Annotated in this window: 21 protein-coding genes and 2 pseudogenes; 8 read left to right on the plus strand and 15 right to left on the minus strand. The window is 47.0% G+C overall.

What is annotated here, in order from left to right; all coding sequences use genetic code 11:
• Positions 1–29: 29 nt before the first annotated feature.
• Together DXE35_RS09845 and DXE35_RS10745 are read left to right on the plus strand one after the other, a co-directional pair.
• On the plus strand, positions 30–629 hold the full coding sequence (locus tag DXE35_RS09845; protein ID WP_197714018.1) for a D-alanyl-D-alanine carboxypeptidase: 600 nt from the start codon (positions 30–32) through the stop codon (positions 627–629).
• Between the two features lie 74 nt (positions 630–703).
• Positions 704–1,558: pseudogene (locus DXE35_RS10745) on the plus strand (D-alanyl-D-alanine carboxypeptidase/D-alanyl-D-alanine-endopeptidase).
• Here DXE35_RS10745 and DXE35_RS07665 read toward each other — a convergent pair.
• The 7 genes from DXE35_RS07665 to DXE35_RS07695 form a co-directional block, all read right to left on the minus strand.
• On the minus strand, positions 1,504–2,577 hold the full coding sequence (locus DXE35_RS07665) for an L-threonylcarbamoyladenylate synthase (protein WP_269459906.1): 1,074 nt from the start codon (positions 2,575–2,577) through the stop codon (positions 1,504–1,506). The pseudogene DXE35_RS10745 and the gene DXE35_RS07665 sit on opposite strands and share 55 nt — an antisense overlap.
• Positions 2,578–2,609: 32 nt before the next feature.
• Positions 2,610–3,794: a 5-(carboxyamino)imidazole ribonucleotide synthase gene (locus DXE35_RS07670; protein WP_114690110.1), complete on the minus strand. Its 1,185-nt coding sequence runs from the start codon at positions 3,792–3,794 to the stop codon at positions 2,610–2,612.
• Positions 3,795–3,798: 4 nt separating this feature from the next.
• Positions 3,799–4,293 (minus strand): 5-(carboxyamino)imidazole ribonucleotide mutase, encoded by a 495-nt coding sequence (gene purE, locus DXE35_RS07675; protein ID WP_114690111.1) that lies wholly within the window; start codon positions 4,291–4,293, stop codon positions 3,799–3,801.
• A gap of 86 nt (positions 4,294–4,379) precedes the next feature.
• Positions 4,380–5,279: a phosphoribosylaminoimidazolesuccinocarboxamide synthase gene (locus tag DXE35_RS07680; protein ID WP_114690112.1), complete on the minus strand. Its 900-nt coding sequence runs from the start codon at positions 5,277–5,279 to the stop codon at positions 4,380–4,382.
• Between the two features lie 7 nt (positions 5,280–5,286).
• The gene (fba, locus tag DXE35_RS07685; protein WP_114690113.1) at positions 5,287–6,351 is read right to left on the minus strand and encodes a class II fructose-bisphosphate aldolase; all 1,065 of its coding nucleotides are present in this window, start codon (positions 6,349–6,351) and stop codon (positions 5,287–5,289) included.
• 62 nt (positions 6,352–6,413) lie between these two features.
• The gene (gene pyk, locus DXE35_RS07690; protein ID WP_114690114.1) at positions 6,414–7,850 is read right to left on the minus strand and encodes a pyruvate kinase; all 1,437 of its coding nucleotides are present in this window, start codon (positions 7,848–7,850) and stop codon (positions 6,414–6,416) included.
• A gap of 2 nt (positions 7,851–7,852) precedes the next feature.
• Positions 7,853–9,064 carry a phosphoglycerate kinase gene (locus DXE35_RS07695; protein ID WP_114690115.1) on the minus strand — a complete coding sequence of 404 codons (1,212 nt, stop codon included), beginning with the start codon at positions 9,062–9,064 and terminating at the stop codon, positions 7,853–7,855.
• 212 nt (positions 9,065–9,276) lie between these two features.
• Here DXE35_RS07695 and DXE35_RS07700 point away from each other — a divergent pair, with 212 nt between their 5' ends.
• From DXE35_RS07700 to DXE35_RS10750, 5 genes are all read left to right on the plus strand, one after another.
• Positions 9,277–10,200, plus strand: a complete 924-nt coding sequence (locus DXE35_RS07700; RefSeq protein WP_114690116.1) for a branched-chain amino acid transaminase — start codon at positions 9,277–9,279, stop codon at positions 10,198–10,200.
• Positions 10,201–10,223: 23 nt separating this feature from the next.
• Entirely contained in the window at positions 10,224–10,412 is a 189-nt protein-coding gene (locus tag DXE35_RS07705; protein ID WP_114690117.1) for a zinc-finger domain-containing protein, read from the plus strand.
• 46 nt (positions 10,413–10,458) lie between these two features.
• Complete coding sequence (waaF, locus tag DXE35_RS07710; RefSeq protein ID WP_114690118.1) at positions 10,459–11,499, plus strand: lipopolysaccharide heptosyltransferase II; 1,041 nt, start codon at positions 10,459–10,461, stop codon at positions 11,497–11,499.
• Between the two features lie 139 nt (positions 11,500–11,638).
• Entirely contained in the window at positions 11,639–11,950 is a 312-nt protein-coding gene (locus DXE35_RS07715) for a nuclear transport factor 2 family protein (RefSeq protein WP_231970095.1), read from the plus strand.
• Positions 11,951–11,997: 47 nt separating this feature from the next.
• Positions 11,998–12,294, plus strand: coding sequence for a DUF2946 family protein (locus DXE35_RS10750; RefSeq protein ID WP_269459885.1), 297 nt, complete (start codon positions 11,998–12,000; stop codon positions 12,292–12,294).
• Positions 12,295–12,572: 278 nt separating this feature from the next.
• Here DXE35_RS10750 and DXE35_RS07725 read toward each other — a convergent pair whose 3' ends face one another.
• Positions 12,573–14,270: a M48 family metalloprotease gene (locus DXE35_RS07725; protein ID WP_114690119.1), complete on the minus strand. Its 1,698-nt coding sequence runs from the start codon at positions 14,268–14,270 to the stop codon at positions 12,573–12,575.
• 65 nt (positions 14,271–14,335) lie between these two features.
• On the opposite strand from DXE35_RS07725, the pseudogene DXE35_RS07730 reads away from it, so the two are divergent.
• Positions 14,336–14,608, plus strand: a pseudogene (locus tag DXE35_RS07730) (cyclic pyranopterin monophosphate synthase MoaC); the annotation flags it as partial.
• A gap of 108 nt (positions 14,609–14,716) precedes the next feature.
• Here DXE35_RS07730 and DXE35_RS07735 read toward each other — a convergent pair.
• The 7 genes from DXE35_RS07735 to recX all read right to left on the minus strand — a co-directional run bounded on the left by DXE35_RS07735 (position 14,717) and on the right by recX (position 19,798).
• The gene (locus DXE35_RS07735) at positions 14,717–15,289 is read right to left on the minus strand and encodes an alpha/beta fold hydrolase (protein WP_162785003.1); all 573 of its coding nucleotides are present in this window, start codon (positions 15,287–15,289) and stop codon (positions 14,717–14,719) included.
• The gene (locus DXE35_RS09330; RefSeq protein ID WP_162785004.1) at positions 15,276–15,533 is read right to left on the minus strand and encodes an alpha/beta fold hydrolase; all 258 of its coding nucleotides are present in this window, start codon (positions 15,531–15,533) and stop codon (positions 15,276–15,278) included. The genes DXE35_RS07735 and DXE35_RS09330 overlap by 14 nt, the downstream gene beginning before the upstream one ends.
• Positions 15,534–15,574: 41 nt before the next feature.
• Positions 15,575–16,093, minus strand: coding sequence for a pilin (locus DXE35_RS07740; RefSeq protein WP_114690122.1), 519 nt, complete (start codon positions 16,091–16,093; stop codon positions 15,575–15,577).
• A 117-nt stretch (positions 16,094–16,210) separates the two neighbouring features.
• Positions 16,211–16,918, minus strand: a complete 708-nt coding sequence (locus DXE35_RS07745; RefSeq protein WP_114690123.1) for a TerC family protein — start codon at positions 16,916–16,918, stop codon at positions 16,211–16,213.
• Between the two features lie 91 nt (positions 16,919–17,009).
• Positions 17,010–17,903 (minus strand): succinate--CoA ligase subunit alpha, encoded by an 894-nt coding sequence (sucD, locus tag DXE35_RS07750; RefSeq protein ID WP_114690124.1) that lies wholly within the window; start codon positions 17,901–17,903, stop codon positions 17,010–17,012.
• A 15-nt stretch (positions 17,904–17,918) separates the two neighbouring features.
• On the minus strand, positions 17,919–19,088 hold the full coding sequence (sucC, locus tag DXE35_RS07755; RefSeq protein WP_114690125.1) for an ADP-forming succinate--CoA ligase subunit beta: 1,170 nt from the start codon (positions 19,086–19,088) through the stop codon (positions 17,919–17,921).
• 188 nt (positions 19,089–19,276) lie between these two features.
• Positions 19,277–19,798, minus strand: a complete 522-nt coding sequence (gene recX, locus DXE35_RS07760) for a recombination regulator RecX (protein WP_114690126.1) — start codon at positions 19,796–19,798, stop codon at positions 19,277–19,279.
• Positions 19,799–19,812 lie beyond the last annotated feature (14 nt).

The following is a 19,812-nucleotide window of genomic DNA, read 5'->3' on the forward strand; positions in this document are numbered from 1 at the left end:
ATTGATTGGGTGGGTTTCTTCTATGGGGCATGCGCCCTTATTGTCTTCGTACCCCAGCTTTAATAGCAAGTTCACTCTGCTTCGCCAACTCCTTTGCTGCCACCAATCAACAGACGCCTTTAGCCCTTCCTCAATCCGTAGCTAGCAGTCTTGAACGCAACCAAATTCCGAAAGATGCCATTAGCATTTCGGTGATTGAGATTGAACCAGGCAAGCCTGGCAAACACGTTGCCAAGAATATTCTGGACTGGCGCTCTGAAGTAGCCATGAATCCCGCTTCAACAAGGAAGCTACTCACTACCCTTTCGGGCCTAGATATTTTGGGACCCCAATATCGTTGGCGCACCAATCTTTATACCGATGGTGTTATTCGTCAGGGTGTCTGGAAGGGCACTTTGTATTTGCAGGGCACAGGTGATCCGAAGGTAGTGCCTGAAGAGCTCGCGAAGATGATGAAAGATATGCAGAGTCTTGGTGTGCAAAAGATTGATGGCAATTTATTTTTGATCGCAGCGCATATGCACCCAGCGTCATGGAGCACAACACCATTGATGGCGAATCTTTGCGCGCTTACAACGTACCGCCAGATCCATTACTCTATGCTTTCCGAACCCTGTCCTTTCAGCTAGGAAAATCACGCACCGCAGACTTTATTGACATTAGTTACACGCCAGCACTATCGCAATTGAAGGTAGTCAATCAAATGCAGCTAGTCGATCGCTCTTGTGATAACTGGAAAAGTGGTATCCGCTTTAATTTAGATCCCGAGGGCATTAGCAATACCGATCAAGCCTTGACTGCGCAGTTCTCAGGCGCTTTTCCCAATACTTGTAAAGGCGTGAACTTTAATATCGTTGCCTTAGATGCCAATACCTTCTTAACACAAGGCTGTGCGGCCGCCCGGGAATTAGCTGGTGGTAGCTGGGCTCAGCCTCCTGTTGGCAAAGATGGTGCCGTGCCTCTCGCCGCACGACTCCTGCTGCAGCTTGAGGGTATCAAGCTGGCTGATGATGTAGTTGATATTAATAAGTATTCCAACAATGTCATGGCTCGCCAAGTTCTTTTGACTGTGGCACTGGAAAAAATGGGTAAGCCAGCCACCACTGCCAATGGCGACTTAGTTATTCAGAGCTGATTGAAGCAAAACGGTTTGAACTTCAAAGACTTGGTGATTGAAAATGGCTCCGGCTTATCCCGCAACGAAGCTATCTCCGCAGAGCAGATGAATCAACTCCTATTAAGTGCTCGCAATCTACCTGTGGCGGAAGTGTTTTATAACAGCCTACCGATAGCCGGCACTGACGGCACGATGCGCAACCGCCTCATGAATCAATTGCGTAAATTCCTGCATCTGAAGAAGAAGCCTGAAGCCCGAATTAAAACCGGCTCGTTGGCGGATGTACGCGCAATCTCGGGTTATGTCTTGAGTAAATCCGGAAAGATGTATGCAGTGACTTCATTTATTAACCACCCCAATGCCTGGAGAGGTCTTGAAGCCCACGATCAGGTGTTAACGTGGCCGCTAGAAGATGGTCCTGAGCCGAAACACGCCCGCTGAAGGCGGTCTCTAACGCCATCCCACTTCTCACCTGCTGGAGGCTCTGGAAACAAAATCAAATCCCACCCTGGCTGATCTAAGTCACGCAAAGAGCGATACAAGCGACTGGCAAAAGCAGTGCTATCACTTGGCACTTCAATCTCTTCACAGTGTGCCGATCGATGCCCGTCTTCACTTAATGAGGATTCAGAATCCCATACCGCCACAGCCACACGAGAGTTAATATCCGGAAACTCGCTTAAAGCATCCAACACGCGACCTGGAGCATATAAACGCAAAGGAGTAGTTGGTGCGTAATGCGCCTTCAGACTTCCGGATATCTTGGGAAGATCCTCCATAGCTTCATCACTCTTGAGTTCGTTAGGCTGATAGACATTCACCCCTGTCTTTGCCAAGATCTCACTTGGTGTAATCGCTCCGGGTCTGGGCAATACCGCTTTATCACCGGATGACAAATCAATAATGGTTGACTCAATGCCAATCTCACAATCCCCACCATCCAAGATCATTAAATCGAGCACATCTTCAAATTCAGCACGGACGTCTGCGGCGCTTGTAAGTGAAACCTTGCCAAAGCGATTAGCTGATGGCGCTACAACACCACCTTTAAATTTGCGCAACAACTCTTGAGCAATCGGATGGGCAGGCGCACGAATGGCGACTGTATCTTGACCGCCCGTTAAATCATTCAGAACACTTTTATCTTTCTTAAAGACTAGCGTTAAAGATCCCGGCCAAAATGCGTTAATCAGTTTTAAGGTGTCTTCAGATAAATCTCTGGTCCAAGGTGCCAAGATTGGAACCCAATCCACTTGCGCCTGGTCAAATCTATCTGGCGCAGCCAAATGCACAATTAAAGGATGATTCGATGGTCTACCTTTAGTGGCAAATACTTTGTGAATCACCTGTGGATTTTTGGCATCCGCCCATAAACCATATACCGTCTCGATAGGAAAGGCGACTAAACCGCCATCACGCAAGGTTTGTACTGCTTCGTTAATGACGGCGGATGATTGCAGTGGCGTACTGCCAGATCAGTCCGTAGACATTTCTAGGGCTCGATCCCTAATTCAGTAGCAACGGATACACAATTTTGGCGTGCTTCATTCAAAGCCTCACCAAGACAATTGATATGGCCCATTTTACGGCCCATGCGCGGTTCGGACTTTCCATACAAATAGAGTTTTACATCCGGATGGGCTAACACTTTATTCCAAGCAGGCTCTTTTGATTGATCTTCACTACCCTCAAACCAAAGGTCGCCGAGCAAGTTCAACATTGATACAGGAGCTAATTGACGGGTATCACCTAAAGGCAAGCGCGCCATCGCTCTAACCTGCTGCTCAAATTGGCTGCTAACACAAGCATCCATGGTGTAGTGGCCAGAGTTATGGGGACGTGGAGCGATCTCATTGGCAATGATGTCGCCATTCTTTAATACGAAGAACTCAACGCAAAGCACGCCAACATAATCAATCTTCCGAATGAGCGCTTTAGCCGCTTCAACAATCTTTTTCTCTTGTCCAGGATTGAGTGAGGGCGCTGGCACAGTCGATGTATGCAAAATACCATCGCGATGAATATTTTGGGAGACTGGATAAGCCACTACCGCATCGTCATAGCCACGCACAACCAATGCGGAAACCTCAAAATCCAAATCCATCCGTTTTTCTAATACACAAGGCACTTTACCAAAATCAGCCCAAGCCACTGGCAAATCAGCAGCTGTATAAACAGTAATCTGTCCCTTACCATCATAACCCATGCGCGCAGTCTTCAATATTCCAGGAAATAAATCAGCCGGAATGTGCGCGATATCGGCATCATGCTCAATCACAAAGTTTGGCGCAGGACCAATATTGGTTTCTGATTTCCAGGTAGAGAGGAAATTTTTCTCGGCGACGCGGTTCTGCGCCAGGGAGACACAGCTACTGCGCGGCGCCACAAATACACCTAAAGCCTCTAACTCATCAAGCGCTTGAGCTGGCACGTTTTCAAACTCAGTACTTACTGAGTCACAAAGCGCAGCCATTGCTTTTAGGGCGGCAGAGTCTGTGTATTCGGCTTGAATAAATTTTTCCGCGATAGAACCTGCAGGACTGTCAGAACCGGGATCAAGTACGCAAACCTTGTAGCCCATTGCTTGAGCAGCTTGCGTAAACATCCGACCCAACTGACCACCACCTAATATTCCTAAATATGAACCCGGCAAAATGGGTTCCATACGCTCTGCCATGTAATTAATATCCCGGCAAATTCATTGAACGCGCGGTATCAGACTGCTTCGCACGGAACTCTTCTAATCTTTTGCCCAGCTCCACATCATGCAAAGCCAAACCAGCGATAACATGCAAAGCGGCATTGGCCGCACCAGCTTCACCAATGGCGAATGTAGCCACCGGAATGCCTTTAGGCATTTGCACAATCGAATAGAGCGAGTCTTCACCACGCAAATATTTGCTGGCTACTGGCACACCATAGACTGGAACAATGGTTTTGGATGCAAGCATGCCTGGCAAATGGGCTGCTCCACCTGCCCCAGCGATGATCGCCTGCAAGCCATTAGCTTGCACCTTTTCGGCATACTGAAACATGTCATCTGGCATGCGGTGTGCGGAGAGCACTTTAGCTTCATGAGCAATCCCAAACTGCTCAAGCATTTGAGCGGCGTGTTGCATGGTATCCCAATCTGAATTGGATCCCATCACTATTCCGACAACTGGCTTCTTGCTCATTTACCTCTCCAAATACCTCAATCTTAACTACGCGTTTCTCAGGGACTCCATTATCTCCGAGTTAAGCCTGCAGTGAAACCTCTGCATTAAGCCTTCTCCGTTAACCTAGTTAAGGCTTCACGGTACTTTTCAGCGGTCTTCTCAATCACATCGGCCGGCAATTGCGGCGCAGGCGCTGTTTTAGGCCAGAGCTTGCCATTAACCTGGACTGTTTCCAACCAGTCACGGACAAACTGCTTGTCATAAGAAGGTGGATTTGAGCCGACATAGTAAGTCTCAGCCGGCCAGAAACGAGAGGAGTCGGCGGTCAGAATCTCATCCATCAAGACCAATTGGCCGTTAGCGTCTAACCCAAACTCAAACTTGGTATCCGCGATGATGATGCCGCGAGTAGCGGCGTATTCAGAAGCTTCTTTGTATAAACGAATACTGACTTCTCGAATTTGATTGGCTAATTTTTCACCAATGAGCTCTACTACTTTTTCAAATGAAATATTTTCATCGTGCTGGCCAAATTCTGCTTTAGCTGCTGGAGTAAAAATGGGCTCTGGTGATTTCTGAGCATGCTCTAAACATGCCGGTAATGCAATTCCACAGACCTTGCCGGTTTCTTTGTAATCCTTCCAACCACTTCCCGCCAAATAGCCACGCACTACCGCTTCTACCAAAATTGGCTTCAGACGCTTGGCCACTACCGCGCGACCCTTAACCTGATCCACTTCATCAGCAGCCACTACTGTTGTTGGATCAATACCAGTCAGGTGATTGGGAATGACGGCGGCTAATTTATCAAACCAAAAGTTAGCCATTTGATTAAGGACCACACCCTTTTCAGGTATAGGCTCACCCATCACCACGTCAAACGCGGAAAGGCGATCAGTTGTGATCATTAACAACTTGTCATCATCTAATGCATAAACATCACGCACCTTCCCTTTAGATAACAAAGGCAAGGACTTAATCGAGGTTGTGTATAAAGCGGGCATATTTAAATCACTTCACAATTTGAGTTAATTTGCCGCTCTTATATAGCTCAGCCATCTTCTCTAAAGAAATCGATTTAATTTTGGAGGCTTGGCCAGCGGAACCAAAAGCTTGGAAGCGAGCAATACAAACTTTCTTAGCGGCTTCACGCGCTGGCTTCAAATAATCACGGGGATCAAACTTCGATGGCTTTTCAATAAAGTAACGGCGAATCGCACCAGTCATTGCCAAGCGAATGTCAGTATCAATATTAATTTTACGAACGCCATTCTTAATACCTTCTTGAATCTCTTCAACAGGAACACCGTAAGTCTCTTTCATATCGCCACCGAATTCACGAATCTCAGCTAACAGCTCTTGTGGAACACTGGAAGCGCCATGCATCACTAAATGTGTATTCGGAATACGCGCATGAATTTTTTTAATGCGGTCGATGGCCAAGATATCGCCAGTAGGTTTCTTGCTGAACTTGTATGCGCCATGGCTAGTGCCAATCGCGATTGCCAAGGCATCACACTGGGTTGCCTTCACAAAATCAGCAGCTTGCTCAACATCAGTTAATAACTGCTCACGAGTCATTTTGCCGTCAGCACCATGGCCATCTTCTTTGTCGCCCTGCATGGTTTCTAGTGAACCCAATACACCCAATTCGGCTTCAACAGTAACTCCAATGGAGTGGGAAAACTTCACCACCTCTTTGGAGACATCCACGTTATACTCGTAGCTAGCAACTGTTTTGCCATCAGCCTCTAAAGAACCATCCATCATCACGCTTGTGAAGCCACTCTTAACTGCAGCCATACATACTGCGGGACTTTGACCATGGTCTTGATGCATGACGACTGGAATATGGGGATAAGCTTCAACGGCGGCAGAAATGAGATGACGTAAGAAAGCTTCACCAGCGTATTTACGAGCACCCGCGGAAGCTTGCATGATCACCGGGGAATCCGCTTCATTCGCCGCTTCCATAATCGCAGTCACTTGCTCTAAGTTATTCACGTTAAATGCGGGCAGCCCGTAACCATTTTCAGCAGCGTGATCCAAGAGTTGTCTTAAAGATACTAAAGTCATGATGTTCTCTTAATTAAATAGTAATTTGGTTTATAGATAAATTGGTTGATGTCTCGCGTGACTTACTTGACGTGAATAATCTTGAGAGTATTGGTTTCGCCGGGCTCTCCCATTGGCTCACCAGAAGTCAAAACAACGGTATCGCCTTTTTTGACTGCGCCCATTTTTTTCAAGCAGGCTTCTACCTCTTGCAAAGCGGTATCGCGATCCTTGGTGTAGTCCAAACCAATTGGTGTCACATTGCGATAGGTGCTGAGTGCACGCTGAGTAGCTATTTTCGATGTCAGCGCGAAAATCGGCACATGAATATTATGACGACTCATCCAAATAGCAGTTGAGCCCGAATCCGTTAAAGCCGCAATCGCATTGGCATTCAAATGATGAGCCGTAAAGAGGACGCCGAGCGCAATCGTTTGATCAATTCGGGTAAAAGTCTGATCCAAGAAATCAGTATCGAATTTCAAAAGATCGGATTTCTCAGCTTCCACACAAATTTCCGCCATGGCCTTGATTGTTTGCACTGGATACATCCCTGCGGCAGACTCAGCAGAAAGCATCACGGCATCAGTACCATCTAACACTGCATTGGCCACGTCACTTACTTCAGCACGTGTAGGTACTGGCGCATTGATCATGGACTCCATCATCTGCGTAGCGGTAATCGTAAATTTATCCGCCTCATGCGCCCAAGCAATCATGCGTTTCTGTAGCGCTGGCACTGCGGCATTGCCCACTTCAATTGCCAGATCACCGCGGGCAACCATAATGCCGTCGCTCTCAGCAATGATGCTTTTAAGCGCTTCTGGTTCAATCGCTTCCGCACGCTCTACCTTAGCAATAGTTCTGACTTTGCCAACGCCATGCTTGGCGCTAGCGGCATCGGCCAGCTTGCGGGCATAGGCCATATCGGCGCCATCCCTCGGAAAGCTGATTGCCAAGAAATCCACACCCATGGCAATCGCCGCATCTAAATCAGTAATATCTTTTTCAGTTAACGCAGGAGCGGTTAAACCACCGCCAGCACGATTGATACCCTTGTTATTCGAGAGCGGTCCGCCTTGCTCAACAATCGTAAAAATTTCTCCGCCTTTAACGCCTTCAACCGTCAAAACAACTAAGCCGTCATTCAGCAAAAGACGATCACCCGGCTTTACATCACCCGGCAACTCTTTGTAATCAAGACCCACTTTGGTTTGGTCGCCCAATTCACAAGCGATGTCCAAAGTAAATTTATCGCCCTCTTTGAGCAAAATTTTGTTTTCTACAAATTTACCAACGCGAATTTTTGGACCCTGTAAGTCAGCCATGATGCCCACTTCTTTACCTACTTCGGCAGAAATGGCGCGCACTAAGTCATGGCGCGCTTTATGGTCAGCTACAGTTCCATGAGAGAAATTCATGCGTACTACATCGACGCCAGCACGAATCATGTCACGCAAAACTTCGAGCTTTTCAGACGCAGGCCCTAGGGTTGCAATGATCTTTGTCGCTCTCAACATATTTAGTCTTTCGCTCTTTCGGCAAGTACTGCAAAGGCTGGCAAAGCTTTGCCTTCTAAAAACTCTAAGAAGGCGCCACCACCAGTAGAGATGTACTCCACTTGATTCTCAATGCCATATTTCGCGATTGCTGCCAAAGTATCACCACCGCCAGCAATCGAGAAAGCAGGTGAGTGCGCAATGGCTGCAGCCAACATTTTGGTGCCACCACCAAACTGATCGATTTCAAACACCCCCAGCGGTCCATTCCAAACAATGGTGCCAGCGTGAGCGAGCATGATGGATAAACGCGCGGCAGTCTTTGGACCAATATCTAAGATCATGTCGTCTTCCGCCACTTGATCCGAGGGTACACGGTTTGCACGGGCCAAGGGAGACAATTCATTCGCAACAACAACATCTTCCGGAATAGGGACATGAGCGCCACGCTTTTCCATGATGTCCATAATTTCTCTGGATTCATCAACTAAATCCGGCTCTGCAAGTGACTTGCCAATAGGCAAGCCTTTAGCCAACATAAAGGTATTAGCGATGCCGCCACCAACAATCAGCTCATCTACTTTTTCTGACAAAGCCTTCAGAATAGTGAGCTTCGAAGAAACTTTAGACCCCGCTACGATGGCCACCAAAGGACGCTTAGGGCTTGCCAATGCGCGACTGAGTGCATCCAATTCAGCAGCCATCAAAGGGCCAGCACAAGCTACGGGAGCGAACTTTGCAACGCCATGAGTAGTTGCTTCGGCGCGATGCGCAGTGCCAAATGCGTCGTTGACATAGACATCACACAAGGCAGCAATCTTTTTTGCCAACCCATCGTTATTCTTTTTTTCGCCCACATTTAAGCGACAGTTTTCCAGTAACACTACCTCGCCAGGATTAACCTCAAATCCGCCATCAACCCAATCGCTAATTAAAGGCACTTTACGATTGAGCAAACTAGCAATGCGATCGGCAACCGGAGCCAAACTATCTTCAGGTTTAAATTCACCTTCTGTTGGGCGTCCTAAGTGCGAAGTCACCATCACGGCTGCTCCAGCATCCAAACACATTTGTACCGCCGGCATGGATGCCCGAATTCGAGTGTCTTCAGTAATCTTTCCAGATTCATCCTGAGGGACATTCAGGTCAGCGCGGATTAAAACCCGATTACCCTTTAATTGGCCTGATTGAGCTAATTCGCTTAAACGCTTAACTTTAAATAAGGATGCCGGCATGAGTCTGGGTAAATAAGATGGTTTATGGGGAATGCTCCATTCTAAAGGCTCCGACCTACCTACCCCCAAGGATTCAAGCCGACAGACCGCCCAGCCTGCTCTACAATAAAAGCACTGCAATGCATTCTGAGCCGAAAGACCAAAAACGACCGGCCAAATGCCTTGCTTAAACCGTTTTTGCAGCTAATGAATAGGCACAAAAGGTAAAAAAAATGTCGATGTCCGACCGCGATGGCTTTATTTGGACTGATGGGAAGCTAAGCCCTTGGCGTGAGGCTAATGTTCATGTGTTGACACATAGCCTGCACTACGGAATGGGCGTATTTGAGGGCATCCGAGCCTATAAAACCCCCAAAGGAACAGCCATTTTCCGCCTTCCGGAGCACGTAAAACGCCTATTTAATGGCATCAAAATATTCCAAATGAATATGCCCTACAGCCAGGAAGAGGTTACCAAAGGCATTATTGACGTGGTTAACAGCAATAAGCTAGAAGCTTGCTATATCCGTCCAATTATCTTTATCGGTTCCCAAAATCTGGGAATTTCGCCTAAAGGCAATAGTATTCATACCGCGATCGCCGCCTTGGAATGGGGCGCCTATTTGGGTGAAGATGGCATTAACAAGGGTATTCGGGTCAAAACATCCTCTTTTACCCGCCATTTTGTTAATTCATCCCTGGTGCGTGCCAAAGCTTCCGGCTACTACATCAACTCCATCTTGGCCAATCAAGAAGTCACCGCTAATGGATACGACGAAGCCTTATTACTAGATACCGAAGGTTATGTTTCCGAAGGTTCTGGCGAAAACCTCTTCATGGTTCGTAACGGCATTGTGTACACACCAGACTTGGCCTCTTGCTTGGATGGCATCACCCGTGATTCCGTGATGCAAATTGCCAAAGACCTTGGTTATGAAGTTCGCGAAAAACGTATCACTCGTGACGAAGTGTATTCAGCTGATGAAGCATTCTTCACTGGTACCGCTGCTGAAGTTACTCCAATTCGTGAATTGGATGACCGCACCATTGGTGATGGTAAGCGTGGTCCGATCACTGAAAAAATTCAGGAGACGTATTTCGACGCGGTATACGGCAGAAATGATAAATACAAATCTTGGCTCACTTACGTTAAATAATTGCAGGAATTAGGAAATAGCATATGACTCAAGCTCAAGTGGTAATGGTGGATGGCAAAGATTTACCATTGCATTGCCCCACCAATAAAACACCAACCTGGAGCTCGCATCCACGCGTCTTCCTAGATATCACTGAAACCGGCGAAGCGAAGTGTCCCTACTGTGGCACAGAGTACAAGCTCATTCCCGGCACTGAGCCGCACGGTCACTAAGTCTTATCAGCACCTCTTCATGAGGTGCTGAGTCGGAATACATCACATGCACAGTATTCTGATCATCGCCCCCAACTGGATTGGGGATGGCGTGATGACCCAGCCTCTACTGGCAAGTCTCAAATCCCAATATCCAGATTCAAAAATTGATGTACTTGCTAGCACTTGGGTTGCCCCTATCTATCGTGCTTGCCCTGAAGTGCATGAAGTCATTGAAGCCAAGTTTAAGCACAAGCAATTGCAGTTGGGCTTACGCAAACAGTTAGCCAAAGAACTTGCGACAAGAAAATATGAAGCCTGTTTTGTATTGCCCAATAGCTTTAAATCAGCGCTAATTCCTTGGCTTGCCAACATCCCTTTTCGAGTGGGCTATCGCGGCGAATTCCGTTTTGGTTTAATTAATGTCGCCCTAGACAATCCAAGCAAAGTGAATCGCCCACCCATGGTCGAGCACTATCTTCAATTAAACGGGCTTTTGGATGGCGAACCAACTGGATTAGTAAACACCACTCCGACACCAAAGTTAAATGTATCAGCTGCAGCCAATCACTCGGTGCAAGCAAAACTACAAAACACCCGCATCACCGCTTCGGATATTTATGTCCTGTGTCCAGGCGCCGAATATGGGCAAACCAAACGCTGGCCCACTCGTCATTTTGCAGAATTAGCCCTGAACATCATTGCCAGCGAGCCAAGTGCGCAGGTCATTCTCGTGGGAGGCAAGGGCGATCATGCGCTTGCCCAGGAGATATACACCCAAACCAAGCAAAATCAGCGAATGCATAACTGGTGTGGCGATACCTCGCTTGACGAAGCAATCGCCCTCATCAGCCAAGCCAAGGCAGTCATCAGCAACGACTCCGGCTTGATGCATATTGCGGCAGCCCTCAAAACTCCTCAAGTCGCCATTTTTGGATCGAGCGATCCAGCCCATACTCCGCCTTTTTCCGATAAGGCCAAGGTGATCTGGCTTAATCTGGCTTGCAGTCCATGTCATAAAAGAGAATGTCCTTTAGGGCATTTGCAGTGCTTAAACGATATTTTGCCGGCGCAGGTATTCGCTACGCTGAATTCATTGAAGCCCTAACTCAGGAAAAGTAAGCGATGCCTAAACTTGCCATACTCTTTCATAGCGCCGATGATGTCGTAGAGGCTTGGCGAGACGCACTTAGCCAGCGCGACGTTCAAAGCGTTTTAGACATTTGGCTGGACGATGATTCCATTATATGCGTTTTGCCGGAAGGCATCGCCTGACTGGTCATGCGGAAATTCGCGAAGGCTTAGAAAGATTGCTCGCAAAACAACCCTTATTTTTAGAGCCAATTGCTTGTATTAGTCACTCTGTTTTAGGTGCCACAATGTATGACACTACTGAAGCAGTGCACCTATGGGTATATCAAGTAGAAGCAGGATTTTTTCTCAATATCACGCTCGTACTGCTACAAGATAGTCAGGGTTGGCGCATCGCGCACTTGCACGCCAGCCACTCGACTGACGCAACTTTCGACCCCCCATCAGCGCCACACAGCTTGCACTAAAGACTATGGATGATCAAGTACTGCTGTCACTGATGAAGTGACCCAACGTGCCTAATTGCTTTGGTTGGCTTGCCTTAGATCGCCGTGGCCAATGGCGAATGCGCGATGAATTTACTCAACAGAATCATCTTCCCGGACAAGTAATTCAACATATAGCACTTAATCACTTTATCGCCCGCAACTATGCATGCGATGAACTCGGTAGATGCTTTTTTCAAAATGGTCCGCAGCGTGTTTTTATTACCCTTGACGCCACACCATGGGTATCCCGGATCATTCCAAGCGAAGAAGGCTCTCAACTACTTACTCAATGCGACAACGCTCTTGATCCAGATTCAGCCTGAAGCGATGAAAACGGCAATATTTATATTGTTGGAAAAGTAAGTCAAACGATTTATGAAAGCAAGAGCGATAAGCGAGATCAATTTATCAAAAGAGATTCACAAACAATCGCTCTTTTGCACGATCATGATCTAGATCATTTCTCTGCATTAGCCAAACTACGTGAAGACGCTTGTAGTTTTTCTGGATCCTGGATTTGGCAAGGAAAACAACTTCCTCTTGACCCCATACACTCCAGCGAATTGGCTAGCCGCTTTAACTACATAGCAAAACCACAGCCTTAGCCTGGCATCTGCTTGCCTTGTTCCTTGAGCTCATCTTGATATTGCCTTTGCATTTCTCGCAAACGCGCGTCAATACTAGATCCTTGATAAAAATCAGCACCACCAGCTGAGCGTGCAATGCGAAGTTGCTCAATCGCCGAAGGCCATGCTCCTTCCAGAGCATATTTTTCGCCAAGCGCATAGTGACGCATTGGGACATTGCCAGCCTGATCGTAGGACGTAGAGAGTAAATTCCACCATACTATTTCGCTAGGCTGCGCTCTTGTGCGCGCTTTTAACCAATTGATAGCGTCGTTGGTGCGACCGAGTTTGAGTTCAGCATTAATCATTGCTGCCCCTGCCGCATAAGAGTGAGGAAAGGCTCGTAAAGTAGTCTGGGCTATTTGCAACGCTTCATCACCCCTACCTTTAGCCAGCGCCAACTCAGAAGCGGTGACGTCTAAAGAAAGGCTCTGCCTTTGAATGGGGGATCCTGGAGCGCTAGCCTTCTGAGCCAAATTGCGCGCCTGCTGTAAATCCGCTTCCGCCTGATCAATTTTTCCCTGGCGTTGCGCTACTAAAGCTAAGCCATAAAAACCTTCTAACTGTTTGCCAATTGGCTGCTGCTTACTCAAGCTATCAAAAGTATTCTTGAGGTCATACATACCGCTAGATGTGCCTGCCTGCTCCATACGAGCCCGGGCTTTAATGAAATAAAACTCGACTGAAGTTAGCACATTACGCGATGCAACCGTACGCGCCCGATCTTGCATGTCGGCAATTCGATCAGTTGTTAAGGGATGGGTACGCACATAACTGGGGACACCCTGATCCATAATTCCAGTCGCTTTTTGCAAGCGCTGGAAAAATCCTGGAGCGCCATTCACATCGTAGCCGCTAGCATCCAATATCTGAAAGCCAATACGATCGGCCTCACGCTCAGCATCTCTTGAATAGGAGAGTTGATTATTAATAGCCGCCGCTTGACCACCCTGCATGAGGCCAGCTGCGACCTGAGGATTGCGGGATGCGGCTAAAGCACCCAACACCATACCAGCTAACGCAATCATCATATTGGTAGTGTGCTTGTCCATTTGGCGAGCGAGATAACGCTGGAATACGTGGCCTGTTTCATGCCCCATAACTGAAGCAACTTCTGAATCCGATTCAGCGCTCACAATCAGCCCTGTATGAAAACCGATGAAGCCTCCAGGCAATGCGAACGCATTAATACTGCTGTCTTTAACGGCAAACACTTCGAAGTTATAGGCACCACTACCCTGTTCATTAGCCCCGCCTAATTGCAGTGTCTTTGCGGCCTGTAATAAACGACGCTCCATCTGATTTAAAAAATCGTAAATGGGTAAATCATTCGAATAATCAACATCAGGACGAATCTGACGCATGATCATCTCGCCATACTTGCGCTCGTCAACCCGACTCAGAGCATCGCCCCCTGGATCGCCCATATCAGGCAAAACGATGGTTGGCTGACTACGCATAGTGTTACGAGTTGGAGCATTGGCCGGACGCGCATCGGGCGCTTGCATTGCCCTGCCAATATTCTGAATGGCAGCTGAATTACCCTCCACAGAAACATCTCCAGCAGGAGCGGCGTACACGGGAGATCCAGAGCAAGCAAGGCCCAACATCAGCTGAACAGCCAAGGTGCGGCGCAAAAAAGAGGTTTTTGGAACTGACTTTATGTATTGCATCTCTATATGGTAAAACTTATCCCACGAACAAACTAACTCATTTTGATGCCAGCGGGCAAGCCCACATGGTAAATGTTGGCGATAAACCAAACACCCATCGCATTGCCATCGCTACCGGCAAGATCACCATGCTACCTGAGACTTTTCAGATGGTGTCGGTTGGCTCCCATAAAAAAGGGGATGTTCTCGGAATTGCCAGAATTACCGGTATTCAAGCATCCAAGAGAACGGCAGACCTTATCCCACTTTGCCACCCCCTAGCCCTTACTCACGTTAGCCTTGAATTTGCCACCAATCCCAAAAAAAGCAGCATTACTTGTCAAGCAAGAGCGGATAGTGGAAGGCCAGCAACGCTTCGTAACTGAATTACCTCGGCTTTAAAAACTGCACATAAGCGGTCGCCACTTCTTTTGCTTCTTCAAGCATGAGTAAATGACCTGCTTTTTCTACAATGTAGTGACGGTTTTTTTAGGATATTTTTGTTGCAACTTCCGTATATCCTCGACTTCAAAAATGCTATCCTCTCTTCCCAACATGATGAGTGCCGGAATCGGTGAACAGGAATTTATTTCAATCTCATTCATATACAAGTTAACGATGTCCCACACTTGCTGATAGTGACGATTAGCCTTTTGATAGTCGGCAATTAACCCCTGTTGGACGGCCTCTGACAAAACTGGCGGCTTATAAAACAATAACTGCATTTCTAGATTTAACTGATCGACCGAGATAGGGATGAACGGGTTTATACCCTGATAGAGTGCGCTCTTGACCTGGGTACTCCAATCACCAACCACTAGAGGTGCCCCGATAAATGCAAGCGAGCGCACCTGAGAACGATGCATTCGAGCATATATACTCGCAATAGCGCCTGCCATCGAGCTTCCAGCTAGGTCTAATTTTTGAATATGCAAAGCATTTGTAAATTGATGCAGTATTCCAGCTTGATTTTCTAATTTGTAATCAACGATTGGAAAATGCGTACTCTTTCCATATCCCGGCAAATCAGGAGCAATCACGATAGCCGGCTGCAGATAGTTGACATGCAAGCTCTGACCATTGCTCTTTCTGCGCAAAAAGACCATGCAATAAAAGAATAGGTGCGCCATTACCCGCCTGTAGATATTCAATCGTGCCACCGCCAACTGGAGCCGTCTTTACTTCAATATTGCATGCGCTTAAAGCAAGCTCAGCGCTCCAGCTAAAGCCCAATAACAATATAAGTAAAGCGGCCAGGCAATACTTCAGAAATATCTTTTTCATAAGTTCTACTATACAAAAGCGGCCCTGGGGCGGGTAGTGGATTATTTTCCTATCCTACATTCTGAAGGCAACAACTGAGAAATCAAATTCGTTTCCGTGGATCTGCAAGACCATCGACCAGCCCATGTGGAACCTTCAGACTTTGATAGGTCTAGTGGCTTGGGAACGTTGGCATCAGGCTCATTTGTTGGGACTAGATGCAAGGTGTTCTTGCCATCTGGGGCGACACTCATTTGATAATCAATCGCGATAGCTACCGAGGGTGTAATTTCAATTAGCTTGACGCTGCGAGTAGGTGTAAACGTAAAAGATCCATGGGTTGCATCATCCATCGGCACCGTTCCCCTGCTGGCAAATGCCTCGGTTACTGTCAGCTTAGCGCTAGAGGATAAATTCATGCCATCTACTACACGACTTCGCGCAATATAGTCTTGATATTGCGGTACCGCTATAGCAACCAAAATACCAATGATGGCCACGACAAACATCACTTCAATCAAGGTAAATCCCGCATCTTGATTTTGCTCTCCGCTTTGAATGTCTTTGATCAGATTCTGCATCCTCTCAACCTCCTCGTGAAATGCCTCATGATTCAAGTTCAGCAGAGCACACGCAAGGAAGTGGAACACAAAAAAGCCGGCTTTGACTGCCGGCTTATCTGATTTAATGCGGAGAAATTATGCCGCTTCTTTCTTTTGCTGTTTCTTTTTAAGATATGTACCAACCAGAAGCACAATGGCGACTCCAATACCCTCAAAGATCATGTGCGCATCTTCCAGCGCGGCCTGTACTGGCTCTTTAATTGCAGGATCTTCCACCAACATTCCGCCTGCAAGCAAGCCTAACAAACCAGCACCGAGAGTGATGATGATAGGGAAGCGATCCATTGCCTTCAAAAGCATGGCGCTACCGAAAATAATCAATGGAATAGATAAACCCAAGCCAATGATCAACAATACCAAGCGAGTTTCTTCTGGACCCTTTTGAGCTGCCGCTGCCACAGCCAAAACGTTGTCCAAACTCATCACCAAATCGGCTACCAAGATAGTGCGAATCGCACCCAAAATATTTGGGTGAGCATGCATACCCTCTTCTTCGCCACTATCCGCCAAAAGCTGAATGCCGATATAGAGAAGCAAAATAGCACCAATAATCTTGAGATACGGCAGGGTTAATAGCTGAACCGCGGTGATCGTGAGAACTACGCGCAAGATAATCGCTGCAGCACTACCCCAAAAGATCGCTTTCTTTTGTTGGGCTGGCGGCAAATTGCGTGACGCAAGCGCAATCACTACGGCGTTATCGCCTGATAACAGAATATTGGCTACGATAATTGATAAAAGAGCAGCCCAAAATGCTGGCCCTGAAAATACTAAAAAATCCATGATGTCTCCTACGTTTTTGATGTTTTATTTTTGACTGCTAGATACCGCAAAAAGGATGCTGTTTTATCATCGTCCTTTTCCCTGCCACTAATTACAACATGGCTTTCAATAAAGCAGCCATTTCTGATGGGTTCTTTGTTACCTTAAAGCCACACTCTTCCATAACGGCAAGCTTGGCATCCGCAGTATCAGCACCACCAGAAATCAATGCGCCTGCGTGACCCATACGTTTGCCTGGAGGGGCTGTTACGCCAGCAATAAAGCCAACAACTGGCTTCTTCATATTGTCTTTGCACCACCGAGCCGCTTCAGCCTCGTCTGGACCACCGATTTCACCGATCATGATCACTGCATCAGTGTCTGGATCTTCGTTGAACATTCTCATGATGTCGATATGCTTCAAACCATTGATTGGATCACCACCGATACCTACCGCTGTGGACTGACCCAATCCAATCGCAGTCAATTGACCCACTGCTTCATAAGTCAAAGTACCGGAACGGCTAACTACGCCAATACGACCCTTCTTATGAATGTGGCCAGGCATGATGCCAATCTTGATTTCGTCAGGAGTAATAATGCCTGGGCAGTTAGGACCAAGCAATAAAGTCTTCTTGCCGCCAGCCGCTTCTTTCGCATACATCTTGTTGCGCACTTCAAGCATGTCGCGCACTGGAATGCCTTCAGTAATACAGATAACGAAGTCGAGATCAGCTTCAACCGCTTCCCAAATCGCAGCAGCAGCACCTGGAGGCGGAACATAAATAACAGAAGTAGTAGCGCCAGTTTGCTGAGCAGCCTCTTTAACAGTCGCATAAATTGGAATGTTAAAAATAGACTCGCCTGCTTTTTTAGGATTTACACCGGCAACAAAACAGTTTTTACCGTTTGCGTATTCCTGACATTTTTCAGTATGGAACTGACCGGTCTTACCAGTAATACCTTGTGTAATGACTTTGGTGTTTTTATTAATCAAAATAGACATATTGAAATTCCTGGATTATTGGTTTTTGGCAATAGCGGCAACTACCTTAGTAGCGGCTTCAGCCATTGAATCGGCGCTAATAATTGGCAAACCAGAGTCAGCAAGAATCTTCTTGCCTAGCTCTTCGTTTGTACCCTTCATACGCACAACCAAAGGTACTGTGAGGTTGACTACTTTACATGCAGTAACAACACCGTCAGCAATCACATCACAACGCATAATGCCGCCGAAAATATTTACCAAAATCGCTTCAACGCTCTTGTTTTTCAACATGATCTTGAATGCTTCGGTTACTTTTTCCGCTGTAGCACCGCCGCCAACGTCCAAGAAGTTTGCTGGCTCTCCGCCGAACAACTTAATGGTGTCCATGGTGGCCATCGCCAAGCCTGCGCCATTCACTAAACAGCCGATATTGCCTTCGAGAGAAATGTAAGCAAGGTCAAATTTAGAAGCTTCGATTTCAGCAGCATCTTCTTCATCGATATCACGATAAGCAACGATTTCTGGATGACGGAATAATGCGTTAGAATCAAAGTTGAACTTAGCGTCCAATGCCTTGATCTTGTCATTGCCTTCAAGAATCAATGGGTTGATTTCAACCAATGAAGCATCGGTATCCCAGTAAGTCTTGTACAAGTTTTTGAATACATCACGCGCCATTGGAATAGACGCCTCAGGAACGCCAATACCTTTAGCAACACTGTCGCAATCCGCATCTGTCAAACCAACCAATGGATCAACAAATACCTTGATAATTTTTGCTGGATGAGTTTCAGCCACTGCCTCAATATCCATGCCGCCTTCGCTTGAAGCCATGATCACATTCTTTTGTGTGCCACGGTCTGTAACGATACTGAAGTAGTACTCTTTTTTAATATCAGCGCCATCTTCGATGAGAAGGCGATTGACTTTTTGCCCTTCTGGTCCAGTTTGATGCGTCTTGAGCTGCATGCCCAAAATTTCAGAAGCGTATTTCTTCACTTCATCCATGCTTTTAGCCAATTTCACGCCGCCGCTTTTACCGCGACCACCTGCATGAATCTGCGCCTTTACAACCCAAACTGGGCCACCCAATTTCTCAGCAGCTTTCACTGCCTCATCAACACTAAATGCGGGAATGCCGTTAGGAACAGGCACATTGAATTGGCGAAGAAGTTCTTTGCCTTGGTACTCGTGAATTTTCATAATTACTCCGAAACGGTATCTTTTTTAGCAAGCGATGAGGATTAGTCAAACCGATGTCGCCACAATCTCATACTTACTCTAGAACTGGCTAAATATGCCAAATTTGAATAAATGCGAACGGCTTGACCGACTCCGTAAGTCTATCATGCTGCAACGCCGCAAATAAGGTTTTCCGATCCGTAATTGCCCTAATCGGAGGTTTGGCCGCCAATGACTTTGGCGACAACATCAGACCCAAATCCTTTGGAAGCCAGGAATCGATATTGACGCGCTCGCTCCTTCTGCTCTGTGGCGCGTTGGCCATATTTGCGCGCCCAAAGATCATAGACACGCTGAAATTCGGTCTCTTTGAGATCTCCGAGTAACTTAGCCGACTGATTGGAATCCACTCCTGCCCTATCGAGCTCGTCGGCAATCTTGCGCATCCCGTAGCGCTCACTACGACGACGCACCAAGGCTTCCGCAAAACGCTCATCCGACAACCAACCCCTGGCCTCAAAGTCATCTAAAACTGCCTCAATCTGAGCATTTCTAGATTCCGGCGTTTGCTCAGCTTGATCGCCACCCAACTTACTCCACCTTGCCTCTGATTCAGCCAGCTTGACTGCCAACCCATTACGACTGTATTCACGTAAAGACAAAAGACGCAAAGCCCGAGCTTTGAGACTCGGGCTTTTTTTGGGTTTCTTATTGCTACTTAATTCTGACATTGAGTGTTCAGCGC

Source organism: Polynucleobacter necessarius (assembly GCF_900095215.1).
In the GTDB taxonomy this organism is placed as follows: Bacteria; Pseudomonadota; Gammaproteobacteria; order Burkholderiales; family Burkholderiaceae; genus Polynucleobacter; species Polynucleobacter necessarius_H.